The 25,060-nt window shown below is 70.2% G+C and carries 26 protein-coding genes; 13 read left to right on the forward strand and 13 right to left on the reverse strand.

What is annotated here, in order from left to right:
* Positions 1 to 105 precede the first annotated feature (105 nt).
* Together sufU and LPW41_RS02030 are read right to left on the reverse strand one after the other, a co-directional pair.
* On the reverse strand, positions 106 to 561 hold the full coding sequence (sufU, locus tag LPW41_RS02025) for a Fe-S cluster assembly sulfur transfer protein SufU (protein WP_230703977.1): 456 nt from the start codon (positions 559 to 561) through the stop codon (positions 106 to 108).
* Positions 558 to 1,811, reverse strand: coding sequence for an aminotransferase class V-fold PLP-dependent enzyme (locus tag LPW41_RS02030; protein WP_230703978.1), 1,254 nt, complete (start codon positions 1,809 to 1,811; stop codon positions 558 to 560). The genes sufU and LPW41_RS02030 overlap by 4 nt, the downstream gene beginning before the upstream one ends.
* 93 nt (positions 1,812 to 1,904) lie before the next feature.
* On the opposite strand from LPW41_RS02030, the gene LPW41_RS02035 reads away from it, so the two are divergent.
* Positions 1,905 to 2,255 carry a hypothetical protein gene (locus tag LPW41_RS02035; protein WP_230703979.1) on the forward strand — a complete coding sequence of 117 codons (351 nt, stop codon included), beginning with the start codon at positions 1,905 to 1,907 and terminating at the stop codon, positions 2,253 to 2,255.
* Position 2,256: 1 nt separating this feature from the next.
* Here LPW41_RS02035 and LPW41_RS02040 read toward each other — a convergent pair whose 3' ends face one another.
* Positions 2,257 to 2,793, reverse strand: a complete 537-nt coding sequence (locus LPW41_RS02040) for an Lrp/AsnC family transcriptional regulator (RefSeq protein ID WP_144830646.1) — start codon at positions 2,791 to 2,793, stop codon at positions 2,257 to 2,259.
* A gap of 202 nt (positions 2,794 to 2,995) precedes the next feature.
* Here LPW41_RS02040 and LPW41_RS02045 point away from each other — a divergent pair, with 202 nt between their 5' ends.
* From LPW41_RS02045 to LPW41_RS02090, 10 genes are all read left to right on the forward strand, one after another.
* Positions 2,996 to 4,582, forward strand: coding sequence for an ABC transporter substrate-binding protein (locus tag LPW41_RS02045; RefSeq protein WP_144830643.1), 1,587 nt, complete (start codon positions 2,996 to 2,998; stop codon positions 4,580 to 4,582).
* Between the two features lie 11 nt (positions 4,583 to 4,593).
* On the forward strand, positions 4,594 to 5,655 hold the full coding sequence (locus tag LPW41_RS02050; RefSeq protein ID WP_230703980.1) for an ABC transporter permease: 1,062 nt from the start codon (positions 4,594 to 4,596) through the stop codon (positions 5,653 to 5,655).
* A complete protein-coding gene (locus LPW41_RS02055; protein ID WP_154096946.1) occupies positions 5,652 to 6,560 on the forward strand; it encodes an ABC transporter permease in 909 nt (302 codons plus the stop codon). Before LPW41_RS02050 ends, LPW41_RS02055 begins: the two co-directional genes overlap by 4 nt.
* On the forward strand, positions 6,557 to 7,381 hold the full coding sequence (locus LPW41_RS02060; protein WP_230703981.1) for an ABC transporter ATP-binding protein: 825 nt from the start codon (positions 6,557 to 6,559) through the stop codon (positions 7,379 to 7,381). The genes LPW41_RS02055 and LPW41_RS02060 overlap by 4 nt, the downstream gene beginning before the upstream one ends.
* A complete protein-coding gene (locus tag LPW41_RS02065) occupies positions 7,374 to 8,213 on the forward strand; it encodes an ABC transporter ATP-binding protein (protein ID WP_230703982.1) in 840 nt (279 codons plus the stop codon). The genes LPW41_RS02060 and LPW41_RS02065 overlap by 8 nt, the downstream gene beginning before the upstream one ends.
* Before the next feature lie 73 nt (positions 8,214 to 8,286).
* Positions 8,287 to 8,718 (forward strand): chemotaxis protein CheY, encoded by a 432-nt coding sequence (locus LPW41_RS02070; protein WP_144830628.1) that lies wholly within the window; start codon positions 8,287 to 8,289, stop codon positions 8,716 to 8,718.
* A gap of 2 nt (positions 8,719 to 8,720) precedes the next feature.
* The gene (locus LPW41_RS02075) at positions 8,721 to 9,026 is read left to right on the forward strand and encodes a transcriptional regulator (protein WP_186325471.1); all 306 of its coding nucleotides are present in this window, start codon (positions 8,721 to 8,723) and stop codon (positions 9,024 to 9,026) included.
* Positions 9,027 to 9,272: 246 nt separating this feature from the next.
* Complete coding sequence (locus LPW41_RS02080; RefSeq protein WP_144830622.1) at positions 9,273 to 9,749, forward strand: hypothetical protein; 477 nt, start codon at positions 9,273 to 9,275, stop codon at positions 9,747 to 9,749.
* 252 nt (positions 9,750 to 10,001) lie between these two features.
* Positions 10,002 to 10,709, forward strand: a complete 708-nt coding sequence (locus LPW41_RS02085; RefSeq protein ID WP_154096942.1) for an Ig-like domain-containing protein — start codon at positions 10,002 to 10,004, stop codon at positions 10,707 to 10,709.
* A gap of 196 nt (positions 10,710 to 10,905) precedes the next feature.
* Positions 10,906 to 11,097 (forward strand): hypothetical protein, encoded by a 192-nt coding sequence (locus LPW41_RS02090; protein ID WP_144830616.1) that lies wholly within the window; start codon positions 10,906 to 10,908, stop codon positions 11,095 to 11,097.
* A 7-nt stretch (positions 11,098 to 11,104) separates the two neighbouring features.
* Here LPW41_RS02090 and LPW41_RS02095 read toward each other — a convergent pair whose 3' ends face one another.
* The 7 genes from LPW41_RS02095 to LPW41_RS02125 form a co-directional block, all read right to left on the reverse strand.
* The gene (locus tag LPW41_RS02095; RefSeq protein WP_144830614.1) at positions 11,105 to 11,776 is read right to left on the reverse strand and encodes a response regulator; all 672 of its coding nucleotides are present in this window, start codon (positions 11,774 to 11,776) and stop codon (positions 11,105 to 11,107) included.
* Positions 11,773 to 14,295 carry an ATP-binding protein gene (locus LPW41_RS02100; protein ID WP_230703983.1) on the reverse strand — a complete coding sequence of 841 codons (2,523 nt, stop codon included), beginning with the start codon at positions 14,293 to 14,295 and terminating at the stop codon, positions 11,773 to 11,775. Before LPW41_RS02100 ends, LPW41_RS02095 begins: the two co-directional genes overlap by 4 nt.
* A 449-nt stretch (positions 14,296 to 14,744) precedes the next feature.
* A complete protein-coding gene (kdpC, locus tag LPW41_RS02105; protein ID WP_154096941.1) occupies positions 14,745 to 15,335 on the reverse strand; it encodes a K(+)-transporting ATPase subunit C in 591 nt (196 codons plus the stop codon).
* 11 nt (positions 15,336 to 15,346) lie between these two features.
* Positions 15,347 to 17,509, reverse strand: a complete 2,163-nt coding sequence (kdpB, locus tag LPW41_RS02110) for a potassium-transporting ATPase subunit KdpB (protein WP_230703984.1) — start codon at positions 17,507 to 17,509, stop codon at positions 15,347 to 15,349.
* Complete coding sequence (kdpA, locus tag LPW41_RS02115) at positions 17,509 to 19,194, reverse strand: potassium-transporting ATPase subunit KdpA (protein WP_230703985.1); 1,686 nt, start codon at positions 19,192 to 19,194, stop codon at positions 17,509 to 17,511. The genes kdpB and kdpA overlap by 1 nt, the downstream gene beginning before the upstream one ends.
* A 1-nt stretch (position 19,195) precedes the next feature.
* Complete coding sequence (gene kdpF, locus LPW41_RS02120; protein ID WP_074696280.1) at positions 19,196 to 19,285, reverse strand: K(+)-transporting ATPase subunit F; 90 nt, start codon at positions 19,283 to 19,285, stop codon at positions 19,196 to 19,198.
* Complete coding sequence (locus LPW41_RS02125; RefSeq protein WP_230703986.1) at positions 19,282 to 19,422, reverse strand: hypothetical protein; 141 nt, start codon at positions 19,420 to 19,422, stop codon at positions 19,282 to 19,284. Before LPW41_RS02125 ends, kdpF begins: the two co-directional genes overlap by 4 nt.
* 440 nt (positions 19,423 to 19,862) lie before the next feature.
* Here LPW41_RS02125 and arfB point away from each other — a divergent pair, with 440 nt between their 5' ends.
* Positions 19,863 to 20,300: an alternative ribosome rescue aminoacyl-tRNA hydrolase ArfB gene (gene arfB, locus LPW41_RS02130; RefSeq protein ID WP_230703987.1), complete on the forward strand. Its 438-nt coding sequence runs from the start codon at positions 19,863 to 19,865 to the stop codon at positions 20,298 to 20,300.
* 72 nt (positions 20,301 to 20,372) lie between these two features.
* Here arfB and LPW41_RS02135 read toward each other — a convergent pair whose 3' ends face one another.
* The 3 genes from LPW41_RS02135 to LPW41_RS02145 form a co-directional block, all read right to left on the reverse strand.
* Positions 20,373 to 20,738 carry a PLD nuclease N-terminal domain-containing protein gene (locus tag LPW41_RS02135; protein ID WP_230703988.1) on the reverse strand — a complete coding sequence of 122 codons (366 nt, stop codon included), beginning with the start codon at positions 20,736 to 20,738 and terminating at the stop codon, positions 20,373 to 20,375.
* Positions 20,739 to 20,840: 102 nt separating this feature from the next.
* A complete protein-coding gene (locus LPW41_RS02140) occupies positions 20,841 to 22,934 on the reverse strand; it encodes an APC family permease (protein ID WP_230703989.1) in 2,094 nt (697 codons plus the stop codon).
* A 113-nt stretch (positions 22,935 to 23,047) separates the two neighbouring features.
* Complete coding sequence (locus LPW41_RS02145) at positions 23,048 to 23,896, reverse strand: serine hydrolase (protein ID WP_230703990.1); 849 nt, start codon at positions 23,894 to 23,896, stop codon at positions 23,048 to 23,050.
* A 44-nt stretch (positions 23,897 to 23,940) separates the two neighbouring features.
* Between LPW41_RS02145 and LPW41_RS02150 the strand changes: the two genes are divergently transcribed.
* A complete protein-coding gene (locus LPW41_RS02150) occupies positions 23,941 to 25,032 on the forward strand; it encodes a VanZ family protein (RefSeq protein ID WP_230703991.1) in 1,092 nt (363 codons plus the stop codon).
* Positions 25,033 to 25,060 lie beyond the last annotated feature (28 nt).

Genomic DNA, 25,060 nt, shown 5'->3' on the forward strand with positions numbered 1-25,060 from the left:
TCGGCCGGGCGTATCCTCCACGATCCGCGCATTCTCAGCCCGGATCGGCGGATACCGACGGAGCTTGTGCGTTTCGCTGAGGTTGCGCCGCGCGTACCGCCGCGCTCAGGCCTGCCGCAGCCCCTCTTCGAGCGCGACCCACGCGAGCATCGCGCACTTCACGCGGGCCGTGTACTTCGACACCCCCGACAGCGCGGCGGCGTCGGCGAAGGTCTCCTCGTCGAGGGGGATCTTTCCGCGCGAGCGCAGCGCCTCACGGAACTGCGTGATCAGCGCCTCGATGTCGGTCTTCGCCATGCCCTCGGCGCCGCCGTCTTCCTGCAGCAGGGCGACCAGCATCGACGCAGACGACTGCGAGATCGAGCAGCCCGCGCCTTCCCAGGTGACGGATGCCACCCGGTCGCCCTCGACGTCGACGCGCAGGGTGATCTCGTCGCCGCAGATCGGGTTGCGCTGGTGCACGGTCGCGCTGTGCGCCCCGGGTTCGGCCAGACCGAAACCGCGACGGTTCTTCGCGTGGTCGAGGATGAGCTCCTGATAGAGCGACTCGAGCCCGCTCATGCCGCGGCCCCCACGCCGAAGAAGCCGCGCACGCCCGAGACGGCGTCGAGCAAGGTGTCGATCTCGGCCTCCGTGGTGTGGATCGCGGCGCTCGCTCGCACCGACGCCGTCATTCCGAACCGGCGGTGCAGGGGCTGCGCGCAGTGGTGTCCGACGCGCACGGCGACGCCGCGCGAGTCGAGGAACTGACCCACGTCGTGCGCGTGAACGCCCTGCACCTCGAAGGCCTGCAGGGCGACGCGCTCCGCGGCATCCGTGTCTCCGAGAAGACGGATGCCGTCGATCGAGCGCAGCCCCTCGCGCAGGCGCTTCTCGAGCGCGGCCTCGTGCGCGTGCGCGGCGTCGAGGTCGTGCTCGCCGAGCCAGCGCACGGCGGCGGCGAGGGCGACCGCCTGCGACACCGGCTGCGTGCCCGGCTCGAAGCGCTGCGGCGGGGGCAGGTACTCGGCCCGGTCGAGGGTGACGGTGGTGATCATCGACCCGCCCGTGGTGAACGGCGGCAGCGCCTCGAGCACCTCGTCGCGACCCCAGAGCGCCCCGATGCCGTAGGGCCCGTAGACCTTGTGGCCCGAGAAGACGGCGAGGTCGACCCCGGATGCCGGCAGGTCGAGGCGCAGATGAGGGGCCGACTGGCACGCGTCGAGCACGGTCAGCGCGCCGACGCCGCGAGCGAGGGTGACGAGCTTCGCGACGGGGTTCACGATGCCGAGCACGTTCGACACGTGCGGGAAGGCGACGACCTTGGTGCGCTCGCCGATGAGCTCGGCCGCGGCGTGCATGTCGAGCATGCCGTCTTCGAGCACGGGGATATGGCGCAGGCGGGCACCGGTGCGGGCGGCGAGCTCCTGCCAGGGGATGAGGTTGGCGTGGTGCTCGGCCTCGGTCACGACGATCTCGTCGCCTTCGCGCATCTGCAGGTCGCCGCGGTAGCCGAGCGACCCGGCGACGAGGTTGAGCCCGGCCGTCGCGCCGCTCGTCCATACGAGCTGCTCGGGCTCGGCGCCGACGAACTCGGCGACGGTGACGCGCGCGTCTTCGAAGAGCTCGGTGGCCTCTGCGGCGAGGGTGTGGGCGCCGCGGTGCACGGCGGAGTTCGCCTGCTCGAGGAACTCGCGTTCGGCCTCGAGCACGGCGCGCGGCTTCTGGCTGGTGGCGCCCGAGTCGAGGTAGACGAGGGGCCGACCGTCGATCTCGGTCTCGAGGATCGGGAAGTCGGCGCGCACGGCGGCGACGTCGAAGGGGAGGCTCACCCCTCCAGGCTACGTCGCGCCGGATGGGTGGGTGCCGTGCGGTCTCGCGGCCGAGCGAGTCGCCTCGATCGAGGCGACCCCCATAATCGACAGATGACCGCCACGCTCCCCTCCCTCGACGGCCGCAGATTCCGCATGGTCTCGTCGACCACGTCCGCCGTCGATCCCGAGGCCCCCAGCATCTTCGAGTACTTCGAGCGCGACGGGGCGATCTGGGGAGGGTACGAGGGAGACACCGTGACCTTCGGCAAGTTCGTGGGCACGCGCACCGCCGACAAGATCTGGGTGTCGTTCGTGCACGTGCTGGTCGCCGACGGCACCGTGGTCACCGGAGACGGCGAGAGCGATCTCGAGCTGACCGAGGCCGGCGGCATCCGCCTCGTCGAGCACTACGAGATGCACGGAGCGCCCCAGCTGAGCGTGTGCGAGGAGATCTCCGCCTGACTCAGCGGGGCGGCAGCGTGTCGCGGCCGGGGGTCGCGGGCGTCCACCGCGTCATGCCCAGCAGGGTGTTCGTGGCCGTGCGGTCGGGCAGATCGGCGGGCAGCAGGTAGGGGCGGCGGATGACCTCGTCGAGCACGACCACGCTGACCACCGTCCGCACCTCGGGCAGCTGTGCGATGACGCCCGTCGAGAACTCGTGCACGCCGCTGACGTCGACGGCGCGGATCAGCAGCATCGCGTCGTGCTCGCCGGTGGTGATCGCGCACCACTCCACGTCGGGCATCTCGACGACCCGGTCGCGGAACGAGGCCCAGGCCTGCGGCATGACCGTCACGAAGACCAGCGCCCCGATCGACAGTCCCGCGCGGGCATGGTCGACCTGCGCGCTGAAGCCCGTGATGACCCCCTCCTGCACGAGGGCCTCGACCCGCGTGTAGGCGTTGGCACGCGAGATCCCGACCTTCTCCGCGAGCGCGGCTATCGAGATGCGACCGTTATCTCGCAGGACCGCGAGGATTTTGTACGCCGTATCGTCCAATGGCGTGACACTTCGTCCAGAATCCCTCGTAGGTTCCGCGACGTTGCTGGACATTCTGCTCCCAGTGGTTCATTGGCTGGACGGACCGACGCTGCTAGGTAACATCGCTGGACACATCGTCGCATAAGGTGCGAATCTAAACCCGGCCGTCCACTGAGGTGGCGGCCGTTCCCGAATGTACTCCTCGGCTCCGGAGGCCTCTATGTCGTCACGTCGCACCACGTCGGTTCTCGCGATCGGAGCGGTGGCGCTCCTCGCGCTCGCCGGCTGCACCGGAGGCAACTCGGCGAACAACGGCAACTCGTCGGACAGCGCACAGTCGCTCGTCATCGACACCGCGTTCTCCATCGAGACGACCGACCCGGGCCACACCTACGACCCCACCGGCAACATGATCGCCAAGGCGATGTACGAGACCCTCGTCGATTTCGACGGCTCCGACGTGTCGACCCCCCAGCCCGGCCTCGCGTCCTGGACGCAGAACGACGCGGCGACGGAGTTCACCTTCACGCTCGAGGGCGACCGCGTCTTCTCGGACGGTTCGCCCATCGAGGCGAAGGACGTCGTGTTCAGCCTCCAGCGCATCCAGGGCATGGCCGAGGCGAAGCCGAACTTCCTGCTCGGCGGCATCACCATCGCCGAGGTCGACGACAAGACGATCTCGTTCACGTCCGCGACCCCGCTGCTGCAGTTGCCCGCGATCCTCGCGAACCCCGCGCTCGGCATCGTCAACTCCGACGTGGTGAAAGAGAACGGCGGCAACACCGACGGCTCCGACTCGGCGCAGAAGTACCTCGACGGCGCGTCCGCCGGTTCCGGCCCGTTCGTGCTCGACACCCTCGACCTGTCGTCGCAGGTCGTGCTCACCCGCAACGACGCCTACAACGGCGACGAGAAGTCGGACTTCTCGCGGGTCGTGGTGCGCAACGTCACCGAGAGTGCCACGCAGCTGGCCAACCTCAAGGGCGGCGACTCGATGGTCGCGATGGACCTCAACGGCGACCAGGTCTCGGGCCTCGGCGACGGTCTGACGGTCGACTCGGTCCCCTCGGGTCAGACGATCTTCCTCCTGCTGAACCAGTCGCCCGCCGTGGCCGGCGACCTCGCAAACGTCAAGCTCGCCGAGGCGATCCGCTACGCCCTCGACTACGACAAGCTGCTCGAGCTCGCCGGTGCCGGCGCCAAGCAGGCCACGGGCGTCATCCCGCTCGGATTCGAGGGAGCGCTCGAGTCGGGCGTCAGCCAGGACCTCGCCAAGAGCAAGGCGGCGCTCGCCGAGGCCGGCTACACCGGCCAGACCCTGCGCCTGCAGTTCCCGAACGACTACCCGGTCGGCGGCGTGGAGTTCACCCCTCTCGCCGAGCGCGTGCAGTCGCAGCTCAAGGACGCCGGCATCGCGGTCGAGCTCGCCCCCGCGCCCTTCGCCACCGAGCTCGACGCCTACGTCGGCGGCACCGAGGGCTTCGGCCTGTGGTTCTGGGGTCCCGACTACGCCGACTCCGCCAACTTCCTGCCCTTCGGCCCCGGCCTGAAGGTGGGTCTGCGTTCGGGCTGGACCGCTGAGGCGAACCCGACGATCGCGAAGATCGCCGCGGATGCCGCATCGGCCACCGACCCGACCGCTCGCACGGCCGCCTTCACCGACTTCGCCGAAGCCATGCAGACCGAGGGCCCGTTCGTGCCGCTCATCATCCCCGGCCGCAACATCGCCTCGGCGAACGCCGTCACGGGTGCCGTGTACAACTCGGTCTGGGAGATGGACATCGCCGAGATCACGCCGGCCGGCTGAGCGGTTCCCTCATGACGACAGTGCCCGTGCGCAGCGGGACGCGGCGACGCCGATCGCCCCTGGCCGGCTACCTCCTGCGTCGCGCGGGAACCTCCCTCATCCTGTTGGTGGGCGTGACCGTCGTCACGTTCGCGCTCACCAACCTGGTGCCGGGTGATCCCGTGTCGGCGGCGCTGGGTGAGGGAGCTTCGCAGAACCCCGCGACCCGCGAGGCGTTCATCGAGGCCCAAGGACTCGACCAGCCGCCGTTCGTCCAGTACTTCATCTACATGGGCAATCTGCTGCGCGGAGACCTCGGCACCTCGCTGGTGACCGGTCGCCCGGTCACCAGCGATCTCGCCACGGCGGTCCCGGCGACCATCGAGATCGCCATCGGGGCGATCATCCTCAGCATGGTGGTGAGCATCGTGCTGGGAACCCTCGCCGCCTACCGCCGCGGGCTCGTCTCCGACCAGGTGATCCGTGTGGTCACCCTGGTCGGGCTGAGCGTGCCGACGTTCTGGCTGGCTCTGGTGAGCTTCTACGTCTTCTTCCTCGAGCTGCGCATCGCGCCGGGGTCGGGCCGCATCTCGCCCGCCATCACTCCGCCTCCGCGCGTGACCGGTCTCTACACGGTCGACTACCTGCTCAACGGCGATGGGGTGGGGTTCATCGATGCCCTCGCTCACCTCGCCTTGCCGGTGATGGTGCTCTCGCTGGTCACGATCGGACTGCTCACCCGCTTCATCCGCACCTCGGTGCTCGAGGTGCTCGGGAGCGACTACGTGCGCGCCGCCCGCGCCAAGGGTCTGCCGGCGATGCGCATCATCGTCGACTACGTGCTTCGCGGTGCGTCGCTGCCCATCCTCACCGTCGTGGGCGTCGCGTTCGGGGCGCTGCTGTCGGGGACCGTGCTCGTCGAATCGGTGTTCGCGTGGCCGGGACTCGGCACCTACGCCTACAACTCGGCCGCGAACCTCGACCTGCCCGGCATCATGGGCGTCGGTCTCGTCGTCGGAGTCATCTACCTGCTCATCAACTTCATCGTCGACCTGCTGTACGGCGTGCTCGACCCCCGAGTGAGGATCGCATGAGCCACCTCGCCGCCGCGTCGAAGCGCGGGCGCTTCCGTTTCCGTTGGCCCCGTGCCTGGCGCACGCCCCTCGGCATCATCGGCACCGTCATCGCCGGCGCCTGGGTGATCGTCGCCTTCACCGCCCAGTGGTGGGTGCCCTTCGGCCCCAACGACCAGGTGCTCCCGCGCCTGCAGGAGCCGGGCATCGACACGCTGCTCGGCACCGACGGCAACGGGCGCGACATCTTCTCGCGCCTGATGACGGGCGCCACCGTCAGCCTCCCGCTCGCGCTCATGCTGGTGCTCGCCGCCCTGATCATCGGAACGGTGATCGGCGCCGTCGCCGGGTACTTCGGCGGGTGGATCGATGAGACGCTCATGCGCGTCACCGACCTGTTCATGGCCTTCCCGACCGTGATCCTGGCGATGGTGGTCGCCGCCTCGCTCGGACCGTCGCTGTTCAACGCCGTCATCGCCGCGATCGTGGTGTCGTGGCCGCAGTACTCCCGCGTCACCCGCAGCATCGTGCTGGGTCTGCGCGGACAGAACTACGTCATCGCCGGTCGACTGCTCGGCCACTCGCCGCTGCGCACGCTGGCCATCGACATCCTCCCCAACATCGCCGGCCCCGTGCTCGTTCTCGCGACCCTCGACATCGGCGCGGCGATCCTGCTGCTCTCGGGCCTGTCGTTCCTGGGCCTGGGCGCACAGCCGCCGACGGCGGAGTGGGGCTCGATGATCTCGGGCGCGATGCAGAACTTCGACGCGTGGTGGCTCGGGGTGTTCCCCGGACTGGCGATCCTCACTGTCGTGCTCGCGTTCAACTTCCTCGGCGATGCGATGCGCGACGTGCTCGACCCCACGGCCGAGATCACGCATGAGCGGCAGGCCGATCACCAGGCCTCGGCGGGGGTGCCCGCATGAGCACCCTCTCGATCCGCGATCTGACGATCGACATCGGTCGCCCGCTCGTTCGCGGCGTCTCTTTCGAACTCAAGCCGGGCCGTATCCACGGCCTGGCCGGAGAGTCGGGTTCGGGCAAGACCCTGACCTCGCTCGCCGTGCTCGGACTGCTTCCCCGCCAGGCGCGGACGGGTGGTTCGATCCTCCTCGCCGGCGAGGAGATCCTCGGGCTCGGCCGTCGCGCGCTCAACCGCATCCGGGGCAAGCGCATCGCGATGATCTTCCAAGACCCCTCGGCGTCGCTGCATCCACAGCTGCCGGTGGGTCGTCAGCTCACCGACCACCTGCGGGTGCACCTGGGCCTGAAGGGCAAAGCTGCGCGCGCGCGGGCCGAGGAACTGCTCGAGATCGTGCAGGTGCCGCGTGCGGCCGAGGCGCTGGGCCGCTACCCCCACCAGTTCTCGGGCGGCCAGCGTCAGCGCATCGCGATCGCCTGCGCCCTCGCCTGCGACCCCGAGGTGCTGCTCGCCGATGAGCCGACCACCGCCCTCGACGTGACGGTGCAGGCCGGCATCCTGCAGCTGCTGCGCGACCTCGCGACCGAGCGACGCCTCGCCGTGCTGCTGGTGACCCACGACCTGGGTGTGATGAGCGCGATCGCCGACGAGGTGGCCGTCATGAAGGACGGTCTCATCGTCGAGCGCGCCGATCGCGAGACCCTCTTCCGCGACCCGCAGCACGAGTACACGCGTGCTCTGCTGGCAGCTCTGCCGGGGTCGAAGATCGAGGCTCCCGACGCCGAGTGGGCGGATGCCGTGACGAAGGGCGAGATCGATGAGTGAGGCCGCCGTCCTCGACGCGCAGGGAGTCACCGTGCGCTACCCCGGCACACCGCCGGTGATCGCGGTCGACGAGGTGTCGCTGCGCGTCGCGCCCGGCGAGACCGTGGCGCTGGTGGGGGAGTCGGGCAGCGGCAAGTCGAGCTTCGCCCGCGCTGTCGTGGGGATCGAGAAGACCGCCGGCGGAACCGTTCTCTTCCAGGGCTCGCCGGTGGCACCGCTGGGTCTGCGTCGGCGCTCGAAGGCGCTGACGAGCATTCAGATGGTCTTCCAAGACCCCTCGACCTCGCTCAATCCGCGCCGGCGCGTGGGCGACCAGATCGCCGACGGCATCGCGACCGCCCGCGCCCGCGGGGCCGCCGGGTCGACGGTGGGCGAGTGGCTCGAACGGGTGGGCCTGCCGCCCGCCGTCGCCACGCGGTTCGCACACCAGTTCTCGGGCGGGCAGAAGCAGCGCCTCGCGATCGCGCGAGCACTCGCCGCGCGCCCCTCGCTGCTCGTCGCCGATGAGCCGATCTCGGCCCTCGACGCCTCGACGCAGACGAGCGTGGCGGCGCTGATGCGCGATCTGGTCGCCGAGGCCGGCGCGGGCATGCTGTTCATCTCGCACGACCTCGCCGTGGTGCGGCGCATCGCCGACCGGACCCACGTGATGTTCGGCGGCCGAGTGCTGGAGTCGGGGCCGACGGCGGAGGTATGGGCGGCTCCGCGGCATCCGTACACCCGAGCTCTTCTGGCCGCGATCCCCGAGCCCGACGGCGAAGGCCGGATTCCGATGGCGCCGTCGGTCGCAGATCGGGCGGTGTGGGCCGAGGTGCCCGCGGTCCTGCGATAGCAACCTGTTGCGGGGGAAGTACTTGCCAATGCGGAAAGTACATGCCATGGTGGAGGAGTCGAAAGGATCCGCCATGGACCACACGCCCACCGTCACTCCGACCGAGGCGCGAGCACTGCTCGACCACGCCGACCGCCTGAGCCACTCGGCGCACAACGCCACGCGGTGGCCGTACATCACCTTCATCGTCGCGTTGGGCGTGGCGACCTCGATGGGCACCTTCGCGATGGCCCTCGCCACCGGCGACGCCTTCGGTCTCGCCTACGTCAGCCTGCTCGCGGTGATGTTCGCGCTCATCATCTTCTTCGTCATCAGCATCCAGGGCCGTTCCGCCTTCGCCCGCGGCCGCCGCTGGACGACCTACATCGCCAGCTGGTTCGTCTCGTACGCGATCGCGCTCTCGGTCGTGATCTGGGCGCACGGCAACGTACTGCTCGCCGGACTCGCCTCGGGCCTCGTGCTTCTCGTGTCGTTCGTGTGCGCGGCCCGCGAGGCCCGGTCGTGACCATGGCCGCCTCGCACCCGCGGCATCGTCTCGACGAGCTGCTGCAGAACCCCGTGCGCTTCTCGATCGTCGCGGCCCTCGACCGCGCGGGCACGCTGAGCTTCAAAGAGGTGCGCGATGCGATCGAGGTGACCGACTCCGCCCTCAGCAAGCAGGTGTCGAGCCTCGAGGCGGCCGGATACCTGTCGGTCGGCAAGTCCTTCGCGGGCAAGATGCCGCGCACCTCGCTCACCCTCACCACCCAGGGTCGCGCCGCCTGGCGGAGCCACCTCGCGACCTTGCGCGAGATCGCGGGCGACGTGTCGTGAGCACGGCGCGGTGCCGGGCGCGCAATCTCGCGGTCGCCCCGACCGCCACGCCGCGGAGCCGCGAGACGGCATCTCGCTGACAACCCGGGGTCACCCTGCACCGGAGATGTCAGCGAGATGCCGTCTCGGCGCACGACCCCCCCGGCGCATCCTCCCCGCGAGTGAAGAGTGAGGAAAGCGTCCGCGGCCGTTCGCGAATCGTGAGGGCCGCGGATCCGCCGCCCGACGCGGCGTAGACCGGATGCCATGACCCTCACGGCCCTGCTCCCCACCCTTCGCGCCAGCATCCCGGCGCCCTTCGACGCGGCGGCGTGGCCCGCCGGCTCCGCGCCCACGCTCGACGACGTCACGGTGCGCGCGATGTCGGTCGGTCGATACGCCGACATCTGCGGCACGCCCTGCGTCTGCACGGGGCCCGCGGTGATCCCGGCCTCGGGTGGGGTGGCATCCGCCGTCCTGTCGACGACCGTCGTGGTGGCAACGGTGACGGATGCCGCGCCCGACAGCCTGCGCCTCGACGCCTGCGTCGCGGGACTCGAGGCGGTCTGGCGTGAGGCGCGGCTCATCGGACGCGTCTCGCACGCCTACGACGAACCCTTCGCCGTCGTCGACGCCCACGGGGAGGAGTCGTGCGGAACCGTCGTGCTGCCCGGCGACGTGCGCGTGGGCGACCGCATCGCCTTCCCGTGTCCCGGATGCCACACGGTCGGGGAACTGCGCTGATGCTGCTGCACTCGATCGTCCTCGCGTCGCGCTGCGCCCGGGTGCAGGCGGAATTCCTGGCGGCGGAGGTCGACGACGAGACGGGCGACGACGCGCTCGTCGACATGCGCTGAGGGTGAAGAAGCCGGCGTCGTCGGCCTAATCGGACGAGGTCCGTCGTATCGTCGCGCGTGGCAGGGGTGACGATGACGGGGACCGTGCCGAGCGTGCGGCGCTCCACTCGCCGCTCACCGAGCGAAAGGGCGCGCCGATATGTCCGAGAACCTCACCCACGAGCACCGCATCCCCTCGCGCCGGGCCGTCGTCGGCGCTGCCGCCCTCACCGTTCCCGCGGTGGTGCTGGCCGTGACCTCACCCGCGCATGCGGGGTCGGACCCGGGGTCGGTCACCCTGACGTTCAGCTCGACCCTCGTGCGCTCCGGCGAAGCCGTGAACGTCACCATCGTGCGCAAGGACGCGTCCGGTCAGCCGCTGGCGGGGCAGTCGGTGACGCTGAGCGGCACGAGCGGGGCATGGCAGTTCGCTGCGCGCAGCGGCACGACGGACGCGAACGGCGTCTTCCGCACGCAGGCCATCGCGACCGGCCACGCCGACGCCACGGCGACCGCCACGGCGACAGCGACCGGCAGCGGCGGCACGGCCACCGCCTCGACGACCGTGACCTTCGCCCGCCGGGTGCTGTCGGTGTCGGTCTCGCCGACCAGCGTGGCCCCGGGCGGCAAGGCGACGGTGACGGTCAAGGTCACCGACAACGCCGGGAAGAACTGGGCGGGCCAGTCGGTCTCGGCCTCGGCGTCGGGCGGGGCGACGCTGGCGGCGAGCTCGGGAACCACGAGCTACTACGGCGTCTGGACGACGCAGATCACCGCGCCGGCGGCATCCGGATCATCGACCATCACGGCGGCGTACCGCGACAGCGATCAGAACCTCACCGCGACGGCGACGTTGACGATCTCGTGAGTCGGTCGCGCACCTCGGCGAGGTGGCTGGGAAGCGCGCCGATTTCGTAGGTGCCTCGGTCGGTGTGCATATCGGTGATGCGCAGTTGCGGGTCGGCGAGGGACTGTCGGCACTGGGAGCCGCCCTCGATCTCTGACACCGGAGCCGAAGAGGTCAGCCCGCGCCCCCGAGAGTCGCGAGCCGACATGATGAGACCATGACCGACGCGAATCGCAGGGCCAAGCGGTGGGGCGGATTCGCGCTGGGGCTCGTCTTGATCGTGATCGGTGCGTCGCTGGCGTTCGCCGCCGGGGCGGTGATGACGGGCGTCGTCTTCTCCATCGGCGGGGCGGCCATCACGATCGGGCAGGCGATGTGGATCGCCCGCACCCGCCGCACACGGAAGTGAGCGCCGGTCACACGACCAGTCGGTAGCCCATCCCCTGCTCCGTCAGCAGGTGCACGGGGGTCGAGGGGTCGGCCTCGAGCTTCTTGCGCAGCTGCGACATGTACAGCCGCAGGTAGCCGGAGTCGGCCACCTGCTCACTGGCCCAGATCTCCTTCAGCAGCGTCTGACGCGTGACGAGCGAGCCGGGGTTGCGGGCGAGGAACTCCAGCATCCGCCACTCGGTGGGCGTGAGGTGCACGCGGGTGCTGCCGCGCAGCACGGCCTTGGCGGCCAGGTCGACCTCGACGTCGCCGAAGCGCACGACGGCGTCTCCGGCCGAGGGAACCGACCGCCGGGCGTGCACGCGCAGGCGCGCGAGCAGCTCGTCGATCTGGAACGGCTTCGTCACGAAGTCGTCGGCGCCGGCATCGAGCGCCTCGACCTTGTCGGCCGAACCCGTACGGCCCGAGACGACGATGATCGGGGCGGTCGTCCACCCGCGCAGGGCCTCGATCACCTGCACGCCGTCGAGGTGCGGCATGCCGAGATCGAGCAGCACGATGTCGGGGTGCGCTTGAGCGGCGAGGGTGATGGCGGCGGCGCCGTCGGCCGCGGCCACCACGTCGTAGCCGTGCGCGGCGAGCGTGATGCGCAGAGCGCGGACCAGCTGCGGGTCGTCGTCGGCGATGAGTACCTTCACGGCGTCCTCCTGGAGGTTCCGGATGCCATGGCCTCCGCGCCCGCGACGGGGAGCGCCACGACCATGGTGAGCCCGCCGCCGGGGGTGTCTTCGGGGGTGAGAGTGCCGCCCATGCCCTCGGCGAAACCGCGTGAGAGCGCGAGGCCGAGGCCGAGGCCGGCGGTGTTGTCGGTGTCGCCGAGGCGCTGGAACGGCGAGAACATGTCTTCACGGCGCTCGGCGGCGATGCCCGGCCCGTGGTCAATCACGCGGATCTCGGCCGTACCGCCGAGTCGGCTCGTGGCGATGCGCACGCGCTCGCCGTCGGGCGTGTAGCGCTGGGCGTTGGTCAGGACGTTGACGAGCACGCGCTGCAGCAGCACCGGGTCGGCGCTCAGCATCGGCAGGTCGGGGTCGAGGGCGAGCTCGACGTCATCGGGACCCAGGTCGAGCTCGTCGAGGGCCATGAGCACGACTCCCGCGGCATCCGTCGGCGTGAGCGAGACCGCGAGCACCCCCGCCTGCACCCGGCTCACGTCGAGCAGGTCGGTCACGAGCACCGAGAGGGTCGCGAGACTCTCGTCGGCGGTCTCGAGCAGTTCGCGGCGGTCGTCCTCGGAGAGGTGATCGCCGGCGGCGCGCAGGCCGCCGAGAGAGGCGACGGCCGCGGCGAGGGGACGACGCAGGTCGTGGCTGACGGCCGACAGCAGAGCACTGCGCACCTGATCGGTTTCGGCGAGAGCGCCGACTTCGGCCGCGGTCTCGGCCAGGTCGGTGCGCTCAAGGGCGGCCGCGAGCTGCGCCACGACGACGTCGAGCAGGCGGCGCTCCGAGGCGTCGAGGTCGCCGCCGTGCAGCTCGAGCGTCGCGCGGCCGTCGCCGACGGGGAGGGAGACCCGGCGATCGTCGCGCACGGGCTCACCGTCGGTGGCGAGCACCGACCCGTCGGCCGCGATCAGCCGTACCCCGGCCAGGCCGAACGCCTCGCGGGCACGGCTCACCAGCGCGGGCACGGCGCTCTCGCCGCGCAGCACGCTGCCGGCGACCGTGGCGATCATCTCGGCCTCGGCGCCCGCGCGGCGCGCGGTGCGGTCGCGGCGGGCCGCCTGGTCGACGACGATGCTGACGAGCATCGCGATGACGACGTAGAGCACGAGCGCGATCGCGTGCACGGGGTTGCTGATCGTGACCGTGTACAGCGGTTGGATGAAGAGGAAGTCGAGCGTCACCCCCGACAGCACGGCGGCGAACACCGCGGGCCAGATGCCGCCGATGAGGGCGACGATCACGACGAGCAACTGGTAGGCCAGCACGTCGGTGGTGATGGAGTCGTCGGAGCCGGTGGACAGCAGCAGGAGCGAGACCACCGGTCCGCCCACGAGGGCCGCGACGAAGCCGAGGATGCGACGTTTGACGCTCAGCGCCGGGCCGGCGAGGCGGGGGAGGGCGAACCGGCCGCCCGCGCGCGCGTGGCTGACGATGTGCACGTCGATGTCGCCCGACAGGCGGATGACGGTGGCACCGATGCCGGGACCGGTGAGGGCGGTGGCGAGTCGACCGCGGCGGCTCACGCCGATGACGAGCTGCGAGGCGTTGACCGAGCGGGCGAAGTCGACGAGAGCGGTCGCCGGGTCATCGCCGACCACCTGGTGATACGAGCCGCCGAGCGATTCGACGAGGGCGCGCTGCTCGGCGAGCGTGGCCGGAGCGCTGATGCGCAGGCCGTCCTGACTCGACACGTGCACGGCGAGCAGCTCGCCGCCGGCCGAGCGGGCAGCGATCCGGGCTCCGCGGCGGATGAGCGTCTCGCCCTCGGGGCCGCCGGTGAGCGCCACGACCACGCGCTCGCGCGCCTGCCACGAGCCCTCGATGCCGTGCTCGGTGCGATAGCGCTGCAGGGCCGAGTCGACCTCGTCGGCGAGCCACAGCAGGGCGAGCTCGCGCAGCGCCGTCAGGTTGCCGAGGCGGAAGTAGTTCGACAGGGCGGCGTCGATACGTTCGGCGGGATACACCGAACCTGCGGCGAGCCGATCGCGGAGAGACTGCGGCGCCAGGTCGACGACCTCGATCTGATCGGCGGAGCGGACCACGGCATCCGGAACCGTCTCCCGCTGCACGACCCCCGTGATCTTCTCGACCACGTCGTTCAGCGATTCGATGTGCTGCACGTTGACCGTCGTGATGACGTCGATGCCCGCGTCGAGAAGCTCTTCGACGTCGATCCAGCGCTTGTCGTTGCGCGAGCCGGGGACGTTGGTGTGCGCGAGTTCGTCGACGAGGGCGATCCGCGGATGACGCTCCAGGACGGCATCCAGATCCATCTCGTCGAGGGCGACCCCGCGGTGGGCGACGGCGCGGCGGGGGATGACCTCGAGGCCCTCGGCCTGGGCTGCGGTGGCGACGCGACCGTGGGTCTCGACGATCGCGATGACGACGTCGTGGCCCTCGTCGCGCAGGCGCCGGCCCTCTTCGAGCATCTCGTACGTCTTGCCGACGCCGGGCGCCATGCCGAGCAGCACGCGCAGGCGACCGCGCTTCACGAGGCGCTCCTCGGGACCGAGGTCCCTGCGCTCGCCGAGGTCCTTGAGCTGCCCCAGGTCCCTGAGCGAACCCCGGTCCCTGAGCTTGTCGAAGGGACCGCAACCCCCGCGGACGCTTCGACAGGCTCAGCGACCGCTCGCCGTTCCGCGATTCCCGCGGATGCTTCGACAGGCTCAGCGACCGCTCGCCGTTCCGCGATTCCCGCGGACGCTTCGACAGGCTCAGCGACCGCTCGCCGTTCCGCGACCCCCGCGGACGCTTCGACAGGCTCAGCGACCGCTCGCCGTTCCGCGACCCCCGCGGACGCTTCGACAGGCTCAGCGACCGCTCGCGTCCCAGCGACCGCTCGCCGCTCAGCGACCGCTCGCCGCTCGGACGCACGGCGCCGCCGCCGCGCGAGAGGCGCGACGGCGGCGGGTGACAGATGCATGTCCCTGATTCTCGTCTCTCAGAGGGCGTCGAGCGCGCGATTGAGTTCGACCACGTTCACGCGCGGGTCGCCGAGGTAGCCCAGGTCGCGCGAGATCGTGTGCTCGCTGACGAGGGATTCGACCTCGGATGCCGAGACGCCGCGGGCCTCCGCGACGCGCGCGACCTGGCGCTCGGCGTTGGCCACCGAGATGTCGGGGTCGAGTCCGGATGCCGAGGCGGTGAGGGCGTCGGCGGGGATCTGGCCCGACCCGTCGAGCTCGACCGAGGCGGCCTTGCGCTCCTCGATCGCGGCGATGAGGTCTTCGTTCTCGGGCCCCCAGTTCGATCCGCTCGAGACCGTCGAGTCGTAGCCGTCGCCCGCGGCCGAGGGGCGGGACTGGAAGTACTGCGGGAGGGCGTTGCCGTCGGCATCCGTGAAGGACTGCCCGATCAGCTGCGAGCCCGAGACCTGTCCGTCGGCGGCCGTGATGAGCGAACCGTTCGCCTGGAAGGGCAGGGCGACCTGGCCGACCGCGGTGATCAGCAGCATGTAGGCCACGCCGAGGAGCAGGGTGAAGACGGCCATCGCGCGGACGGCGACGCCGGTGGTACGCAGGGTGGTGCGCATGACGGGGCCTTTCAGAAGCCGGGGAGCAGGCTCACGACGAGGTCGATGAGCTTGATGCCGATGAAGGGGACGATGACGCCGCCGAGCCCGTAGACGAGCAGGTTGCGGCTGAGGATGCTCGACGCGCTCGCGGCGCGGTACTTCACACCGCGCAGGGCGAGGGGGATGAGCACGATGATGACGATCGCGTTGAAGATGATCGCGCTCGTGACGGCGGATGCCGGCGAGTGCAGGCCCATGATGTTCAGCGCCGCGAGGCCCGGGAACACGCCCATGAACATCGCCGGGATGATCGCGAAGTACTTCGCGATGTCGTTGGCGAGCGAGAACGTGGTCAGCGCGCCGCGCGTGATGAGCAGCTGCTTTCCGATGCGCACGATGTCGATGAGCTTGGTCGGGTCGGAATCGAGGTCGACCATGTTGCCGGCCTCCTTCGCGGCCGAGGTGCCCGTGTTCATCGCGACACCCACGTCGGCCTGCGCCAGGGCGGGGGCGTCGTTCGTGCCGTCACCGGTCATCGCGACGAGGTTGCCGCCCTCCTGCTCGCGCTGGATGAGGGCGAGCTTGTCTTCGGGCGTGGCCTCGGCGAGGAAGTCGTCGACGCCCGCCTCTGCGGCGATCGCCTTGGCGGTGAGGGGGTTGTCGCCCGTGATCATCACGGTGCGGATCCCCATCGCGCGCAGCTCGCCGAAGCGTTCGCGCAGGCCGTCCTTGACGACGTCCTTGAGGTGGATGACGCCGAGCACCTGGCCCGCACCCTTCGACAGGGTCGCGACCACCAGGGGCGTGCCGCCGGACTGGGCGATGGCATCCGTCTCGCTCATCAGCTGCGCGCGCAGCGCCGGGGCGACCGGGCTGCCCGAGGCCTCGAGCCACGCGAGCACGGCCGAGCTCGCACCCTTGCGCACCTGCGTGCCGTCGACGAGGTCGAGGCCGCTCATGCGGGTCTGGGCGGTGAAGGGAACGGGCTCCGCACCGCGGGGCATGTCGGCGACGATGCCCTGGGCGGCGGCCAGCTCGACCACCGAGACGCCCTCGGGCGTGGGGTCGGCCTGCGACGACAGCGAGGCGAACTCGGCGAGCTCGGGGCTGCCGATGCCCTTCATCGGCACGAAGGCCGACGCGCGACGGTTGCCGTAGGTGATGGTGCCGGTCTTGTCGAGCAGCAGGGTGGTGACATCGCCCGCCGCCTCGACCGCGCGGCCCGACATGGCCAGCACGTTGCGCTGCACGAGGCGGTCCATGCCGGCGATGCCGATCGCGCTGAGCAGAGCACCGATGGTCGTGGGGATCAGGCAGACCAGCAGCGCCACGAGCACGGGGATCGACACGGGGGAGGCCGCGTACGAGGCGATCGGGTTGAGCACGAGCACCACGACGACGAAGACGATCGACAGGCTCGCGAGCAGGATGTTCAGCGCGATCTCGTTGGGCGTGCGCTGACGCGACGCGCCCTCGACCAGGGCGATCATGCGATCGACGAAGGTCTCACCCGGCTTCGAGGTGATCTTCACCACGATGCGGTCGCTGAGCACGCGCGTACCGCCGGTGACGGCGCTGCGGTCGCCACCCGACTCGCGCACGACCGGGGCGGACTCGCCCGTGATGGCCGACTCGTCCACCGTCGCGATGCCCGACACGATGTCGCCGTCGCCGGGGATGAGCTCTCCGGTCTCGACCAGCACGATGTCGCCGAGGCCGAGGTCGCCCGAGGGGACGTCTTCGGTGGCGGCACGGGATGCCGAGGGATCGGCCTTCGCGTCGTACGAGACGACCCGGCGAGCCGAGGTCGTCGTGCGCGTCTTGCGCAGGGTCGCCGCCTGCGCCTTGCCGCGGCCCTCGGCCACCGACTCGGCGATGTTGGCGAAGAACACCGTGAGCCACAGCCAGACGGCGATGCCCCAGGTGAAGCCGAAGGGGAGGCTCTCGTCGCTCCCGCCGAGGAAGGGCTCGGCGATCGCGATGAGCGTCGTCAGGGCAGCGCCCACCCAGACGAGGAACATCACGGGGTTGCGCCACTGCGCGGCGGGATTGAGCTTCTTGGCCGCGCCCGGGAGGGCGGCCACGACCTGCGCGGTGCCGAATGCGCGGCGCGGGGCGGTGGGCGCGTGTTCGGCTGCGGGGGCCGGGGACCCTTCGACAGGCTCAGGGGCCATGTGAGTGGAAACGGACATCAGCGGGCAAGTCCTTCAGCGAGGGGTCCGAGGGTGAGGACCGGGAAATAGGTGAGAGCCGTCACGATCACGGCCACGCCGCCCAGAAGGCCGGCGAACTGCGGGCGGTGCGTCGGCAGGGTGCCGGCGGTCGAGGGCACGGCATCCTGAGCCGCGAGCGAACCGGCGAGGGCCAGCACGAACACGATCGGCAGGAACCGGCCGAGCAGCATCGCCACACCGAGCGCGGTGTTGAACCACGGGGTGTTGGCGGTGAGGCCCGCGAAGGCCGACCCGTTGTTGTTGGCGGCCGAGGTGAAGGCGTAGAGCACCTCGCTCAGTCCGTGGATGCCCGGGTTCCAGATCGAGGTGGCCTCGACGTCGGAGCGGATCGCCGGAATGCCGAAGCTCAACGCGGTCCCGGCGAGCACGAGGGTCGGGGTGACGAGGATGTACAGGCTCGCGAGCTTGATCTCCTTGGGGCCGATCTTCTTGCCCAGGTACTCGGGCGTGCGGCCGATCAGCAGCCCACCGACGAAGACCGCGATCACGGCGAGGATCAGCATGCCGTACAGGCCCGATCCGACACCGCCGGGGGCGATCTCGCCGAGCATCATATTGATCATCGGCATCATGCCACCGAGGGCCGTGTAGCTGTCGTGCATCGAGTTGACGGCACCGGTCGAGGTCAGCGTGCTGGTGGTGCCGAAGAGGGTCGAGCCGAAGATGCCGAAGCGCACCTCTTTGCCCTCCATCGCGCCACCCGCGAGCATCGGGGCCGTGCCGTTGCCGGCCATCTCGGCCCAGGTGAGAAGGGCGGCGGATGCCACGAAGATCGCACCCATCACGCCGAGGATCGTGTAGCCCTGACGGTCGTCGTTCACGATCCGTCCGAAGGCACGGGGGAGCGAGAACGGGATCACCAGCATGAGGAAGATCTCGAAGAGGTTCGTCCACGGCGTGGGGTTCTCGAAGGGGTGCGCGGAGTTCGTGTTGAAGATGCCGCCACCGTTGGTGCCGAGCAGCTTGATGGCCTCCTGCGAGGCGACCGGCCCGCCGGGGATCGACTGGGCGGCGCCCGCCACCGTGGTGGCATCCGTGAATCCCGAGAGGTTCTGGATGACGCCACCGGCGAGCAGCACGATCGCCGCGATGATCGCGAAGGGCAGCAGCAGACGGTAGGTGCCGCGCACGAGGTCGACCCAGAAGTTGCCGATCACGCCGCTGCGGCGGTACGCGAAGCCGCGTACGAGGGCCACGGCGACGGCGATGCCCACGGCGGCCGACACGAAGTTCTGTACCGTGAGGGCGGCGAACTGCACGGTGTAGCCGAGCGTGGCCTCACCCGAGTACGACTGCCAGTTGGTGTTCGTCACGAACGACACCGCCGTGTTGAACGACAGCGCCTCGCCGGGAGCGTCGAAGCCGAGCGAGAGCGGGAGCACCGCCTGCAGGCGCATGATCGCGTAGACGAACACGACGCTGACGAACGAGAACAGCAGCACCGAGCGCAGGTACGCCTGCCAGGTCTGGGCGCTGCGGGGGTCGACGCCGATCAGGCGGTAGGTGCCGCGCTCGACGGCGAGATCGCGCTCGCCGGTGTAGATGCGGGCGATGTAGTCGCCGACGGGGCGGTACGCCAGGCCGAGGGCGACGATGAGGGTGAGGCTGGTCAGGACGATCGACCAGATGGTTCCGGAATCCATGTCAGAACTTCTCCGGTCGAACGAGCGCGACCACGAGGTACACGACGGCGGCGACCGCGAGCACGGCGGCCAGGATCGAGAAGAAGATCACGAGCGGTCACCGCCTCGACCGGTGGTGCGGGCGGACGAGGGGCGGGCCTCGGGGCCCAGCTTCTCGACCCCCTTGGCGACGAGCGCGACCAGCGCGAACAGCGCGACGGTCACGGCGAGGAAGACGACATCGAGCACGACGACTCCAGATTCGGGTCTGTACCGCGGGCGAGCCGCGGGCGCCGCGGGGCGGCACGTCTGTCGATACAACTCCGCCGGGAGCCGGCATCCGGGGCTCCTAACGCTTTCCCTACGGCTCCCTGACGGACGCATACGGAGTGCTTACGGGGTGGCTGGGCGGGGTCCCCTGTCCGCGAGACTGCATCTCGCTGACATCCCCGTTGCAGGCTGACGCCAAGTTGTCAGCTGGATGCAGTCTCGCCGCCGCTGGCGCTCCGCCGCGGAGCTGACTGTGCTCGGGTGTCCGTTCGGGCGGTGGGCCGCCCAGCCGGGCCCGGCGTCGGCGAGACTGCACCTCGCTGACATCCCCGTTGCAGCCTGACGCGGAGTTGTCAGCGAGATGCAGTCTCGGCACCGCGTCGGGGCTGGCAGCTGCGCCGACCGCGCATGATGGAGGCATGCTCTCCTCCGACGGATCCGACGTGCGCGTGAGCGCGGCGCTCGTGATTCCGGCGGCAGAGCTGTCGTGGCGGTTCTCGCGCTCGTCGGGTCCGGGGGGTCAGGGCGTGAACACCGCCGACTCCCGGGTGGAGCTGATGTGGGATGCCGCGGCATCCGCCGTTCTGTCCCGCGTGCAGCGCGAGCGCGTGCTCAAGCGGCTCGGTGATCGGCTGGTCGACGGGGTGCTGACGATCGCGGCCTCGGAGCATCGCGCGCAGCTGCGCAATCGCGACGCCGCGCGGGCCCGGCTCGCGGCCCTCGTCGCCGACGCCGTGCGCCCGCCCGCCCCGCCGCGTCGCGCGACGAAGCCGACGCGCGGGTCGAAGGAGCGCCGGCTGCAGGCCAAGCAACGCCGCACCGACGTGAAGAAGATGCGCCGGCGTCCGACCGACTGACGCGGGCTCGTCCGTCCCCGTCATCCCGCGTGAGTGATCTGGACACTCAACGGGGCGACCGCGGCTCGGGAGTCAGCCCGTGGACCCATCCTCGGCACGGCGGCGGCGCACCTGCTCCTCGAGGTCGGCGAGGTGCATCTCGCGCTCGAGGTCGGCGATCTGCTGCTCGGTGGTGCGGCTCTCGCGCGGAGCCGGTGGGGGAGTGGGCTGCGCGTCCCTCTGCCAGCGCCGCGGGTCGCCGAACGACATCGGCGTCGACCGCTGCTCGTACTCGCGGCCGAGCGTGAACCACAGAATCGACCCGATGAGCGGCAGCAGCACGATGAAGAACACCCACACGAACTTCGGCATGTGCTTCACCTGGTCGTCACGACGCGTGATCGCATCGATCAGAGCGATCACCATCACGGCGAGGGTCAGAAGGGCGAGGACCGGCATGGCATCCACCCTGGCGGAGCAGGCGACGCGGCGTCCACTCTCCGGCCGTGTCGCGAAACGCCGAACGCCCCCGCCGCAGGGGCGAGGGCGTTCGTGACGAGCTCAGGATGCCGGCGGCTGCGGCACCTTCTTCGACTTGTGCGCCGGCACCTCGGCGACGGGCTGACCACCGCGCTGCTGGCCCGGCAGGGGACGCGACCGGCGGCCATAGATGAGCTCCGACGAGTCGAGCAGCCACGGCACCAGGGTGATCGAGACGCCGTGCACGAGCATGAGCTGGTGCGCGAGGCGGCGCGAGCGGCGGTTGTGCAGGATCGACTCCCACCAGTGGCCCACGATGAACTGCGGCAGGTAGACGGTGACCACGGCCGAGCCGTTGTTCGCGCGGTACTTCTTGATGAAGGCCGTCACGGGCGAGGTGTAGGTGCGGTACGGCGAGTCGATGATGACGAGCGGGATCGGGATGTCGTGCTCGGCCCACTCCTTCTGCAGCTTCGCCGAGTCCTCTTCGGTGATGGCGACGTGCACCGCGAGGGTCTTCTGGTGGTTCGCGGCCAGGGCGTAGTCGATCGCCTTCATGACGGGCTTCTGCAGGCGGTTCACCAGCACGATGGCGACGTCGCCCGATGAGCCGAAGTGCACGGTCTCGTCCATGCGGATCTCGTGCTCGACGTCGCGGTAATAGCGGTTCACGCCGATCATGAGCACCGCGAGGATCGGGATCGCGATGAACACCAGCCACGCGCCGTGGGTGAACTTGGTGATGGTCACGATGACGAGCACGAGCACCGTCATCGCCGCGCCCACGGAGTTGATCCACAGGCCCGAGATGGCCGAGCGGCGTTCGATCGCGGCGGACTGCTGCTTCGCGGCCTCGGGCGGTAGATCCTTCAGCCCCCGCAGCGCGCGGCGCCAGTGCCGGACCATGCCGATCTGACCGAGCGAGAACGACACGAACACGCCGATGATGTACAGCTGGATCAGCGTCGTGAGGTTGGCCTGGTAGACGATCAGCACGCCGATGGCGACGATGCCCAGGATGATCATGCCGTTCGAGTACACGAGGCGGTCGCCGCGGGTGTTCAGCGCCTTGGGCGCGTAGCCGTCGCGGGCGAGCACCGCGCCCAGCAGCGGGAAGCCGTTGAACGCGGTGTTGGCCGCGAGCAGCAGCACGCACGCGGTGGCGGCCTGGATGATGAAGAACGGGATGCTGCCCATGCCGAAGGTCGCGGCGGCGACCTGGGCCATGAGGCTCGGCTGCGGGTTGTTCGCGCAGTCGAACCCGATCAAGTTGCACGGGTCCTCGGCGTAGTGCACGCCCGAGATGAGCGCGAGTGCCGTCAGACCGGCGAAGAGGATGATGGCGATGCCGCCCATCATCGTCAGCGTGGTCTGGGCATTTCTGATCTTCGGCATGCGGAACGCGGGGACGCCGTTCGAGACGGCCTCGACTCCCGTCAGGGCCGAACAGCCGCTCGAGAACGCGCGCAACACGAGCAGGATCAGCGCGGCTTGCGTGAGCGATTCGGCCTGCACGGCGTACTGGGCGCTCTCGGCCACGGGGGCGTTGCCCAAGAGCGTGCGCCCGAGCCCGACGACGATCATCACGCCGACCGAGCCGATGAAGAGGTAGGTGGGGATCGCGAAGACGCCCGACGCCTCGCGCACTCCGCGGAGGTTGACGACCACGATGAGAATGACGAATCCGACGGCGATCTCGACGCGGAACGGATTCAATTCGGGCAATGCCGAAATGATGTTGTCGACTCCGGATGCCACCGACACGGCGACCGTGAGCACGTAGTCGACCAGCAGGGCCGCGGCCACCACGACACCCGGCACCTCGCCGAGGTTCTTGCTGGCGACCTCGTAGTCGCCACCGCCGGAGGGGTAGGCCTTGATCAGCTGCCGGTAGCTCAACACCACCACGACCAGCAGCGTCACGACCGCCACTGCGACCCAGGGGCTGAGGGTCAGCAGGGCGGTTCCTCCGATGAGCAGGATCATCAGGAGTTCCTGCGGGGCGTAGGCCACGGAGGAGAGTGCGTCGGAGGCGAAGATGGGCAACGCCATCTTCTTGGGGAGGAGCTGCTCGTCGAGTTTCTCGGAGGTGAGGGGCTCGCCGATCAGGATGCGTTTCGCGATCGGCGTCTCTTCGCCGTCAACGCGACTTTCGTCAGTCACGGCGCGCGACACTACGCGCACTCAGGGCGTTGCGCAATCTGACGCGCACATCGTTCAGCCCCTGGTCGCTGGAACGTGACCAACGAATGCAGCGGATGCCGTATTCCCGGCATCCGGAAATGTCTTCATCCGACGGTGATCCGTGCGATGAATGCGGCCACGGCGTCAGCGCCCGCGTGATCGCCGGCGGAGACCGTGACGACGGCGTCGTCGGCGAACACGACGAGCTGCCCGTATGCCCCGTGCAGGCGCCACGCGCCGCCCGGCCCTTCCCACCCGGCCAGGGCGTAGCGGCGGTACCCGTCGCCGGTGCTGCCGGTGTCGATCCAGCCCGAGTGCATGGCATCCACCGTCTCGGGTGAGACGAGGCGGCGACCGTTCCAGGCGCCCCGATCACGGATGAGCAGACCGATCCGCGCCATCTCCTCCGTCCGCAGCGCGAGCCCCTCGCCGCCGAGCACCCGCCCGTTCGGGCAGCGGCGCCACGAGAGGCCGTCGAGCCCGAGAGGGACGAATAGGCGCGGACGGAGGAACTCCTCGACGTCGCCGGTGCGCTGCGAGAGCACGTGCATCGCGGTGTAGGTGCTCGCATTGGAGTACTGGAACACGCGGCCGCGCGACGGACGCGACAAGAACTCGGCGGCGAGGTCGGGCCAGTCGGTCATCATCGTCTCGGAGTACGCGAAGTCCACGCCGCTCGACATCGTCAGCAGGTGCCTCAGCGTCACGTCCGAGACCGCCGGAACGAGACGGGCGACGGGCTCGTCGAGATCCACCAGCCCTTCGTCGGCGGCGAGGCCCGCGGCCAGCACCGCGACGGCCTTGGCGACGGAGTGGATCTCTTCGCGCACGTCGGGCGTCCAGCGATGCGTCGCCTCGTCGTCGCCGACGCGCACGTGCAGGCCGTGAGCGCCGAATCCGGTCTCGTCGATGCGGGCGACGATCTCGTCGCGGAGGGCGTCGGCGCGGGTCATGCAACCAGGCTAGGGCGCGCATCGATCGCACATAGGCTCGCGAAATGACCAACTTCGCCGTCTCGGGTGTGCTCGCTGTGTTCGCGGGAGCCTTGGTGGCGCTGCTGGCCTTCGTGCCGTTCGTCGCGATCAGCTACCGGCGCCGCGGCGGACTCACGATCTGGCGCACGCTCCTGTGGGCGGGCGCCGCGGTGTACTTCTGGGCGATCTGGACCTACACGCTGATCCCACTGCCCAGCTCGCAGGTCTACAGCTGCGCGGGCGTCAATCTGCAGCCCTTCGCTTTCGTCGACGACATCCGCGCCGCCGTCGCCGTGTCGGGCCGCTACCTGACCGATCCGGTCGTGCTGCAGGTGGCGTTGAACGTGATGCTGTTCGCCCCCCTCGGCTTCTTCCTGCGGGTGCTCGGCGGCCGCGGCATCGTCGTCGCGGGTCTCGCGGGACTGCTCGCATCGGGCCTCATCGAGACGACGCAGCTCACCGGAGTGTGGGGGATCTTCCCGTGCGCGTACCGGGTCTTCGACGTCGACGACCTGATCGCCAACACCAGCGGAGCCCTGCTCGGCTCGCTCCTCGCTTTCGCCGTGCCGGCGCAGCACCGGGGGGTCGAGAAGGCTCCGGATGCCGAGAAGCCCCGCCCCGTGACCCGCCGGCGGCGACTGCTCGGCATCGTCTGCGACGTCGTGGGCACCTGGCTCGTCGGCTTCGCCGTCGCGACGGTCCTGCAGGCGGCGCTCGTGCTGCTGGGCGGCGACGCGGTGTCGGAGTCGGCGCACGGCCTCGCCTCGATCGGCGGGACGCTCGCGGCGGCCGTCGTCTGGCTGATCGTGGTGCTCGGCACCGGACGCTCGATCGGCGATATCGCCACCCGGGTGCGTTTCACCGACGGGGTCCTGCCGACGTGGGCCGCGAGGCTGCTGCGCTTCGTCACCGGTGCGGGGGCGTACACGCTGCTCGCGGCACTCCCCGTGCCGTGGTCGTACACGGCCATCGTCCTCGCCCTCGTCACCGTCGCTCTGGTATTCGTCTGGCGCGACGGCCGCGGCCTCACGGGCTGGATCGGTCGGCGCCGCCTGGTCGACGACCGCGCGGGGGTGGTGAGCCCCTCGATGGACCAGGGCGAGTCGCGGGCCTGACGGCGGGTCGTCGGTCGCGGACATCGGT

The sequence above is a fragment of the Microbacterium sp. JC 701 genome (assembly GCF_021026215.1).
Classification (GTDB): Bacteria; Actinomycetota; Actinomycetes; order Actinomycetales; family Microbacteriaceae; genus Microbacterium; species Microbacterium algihabitans.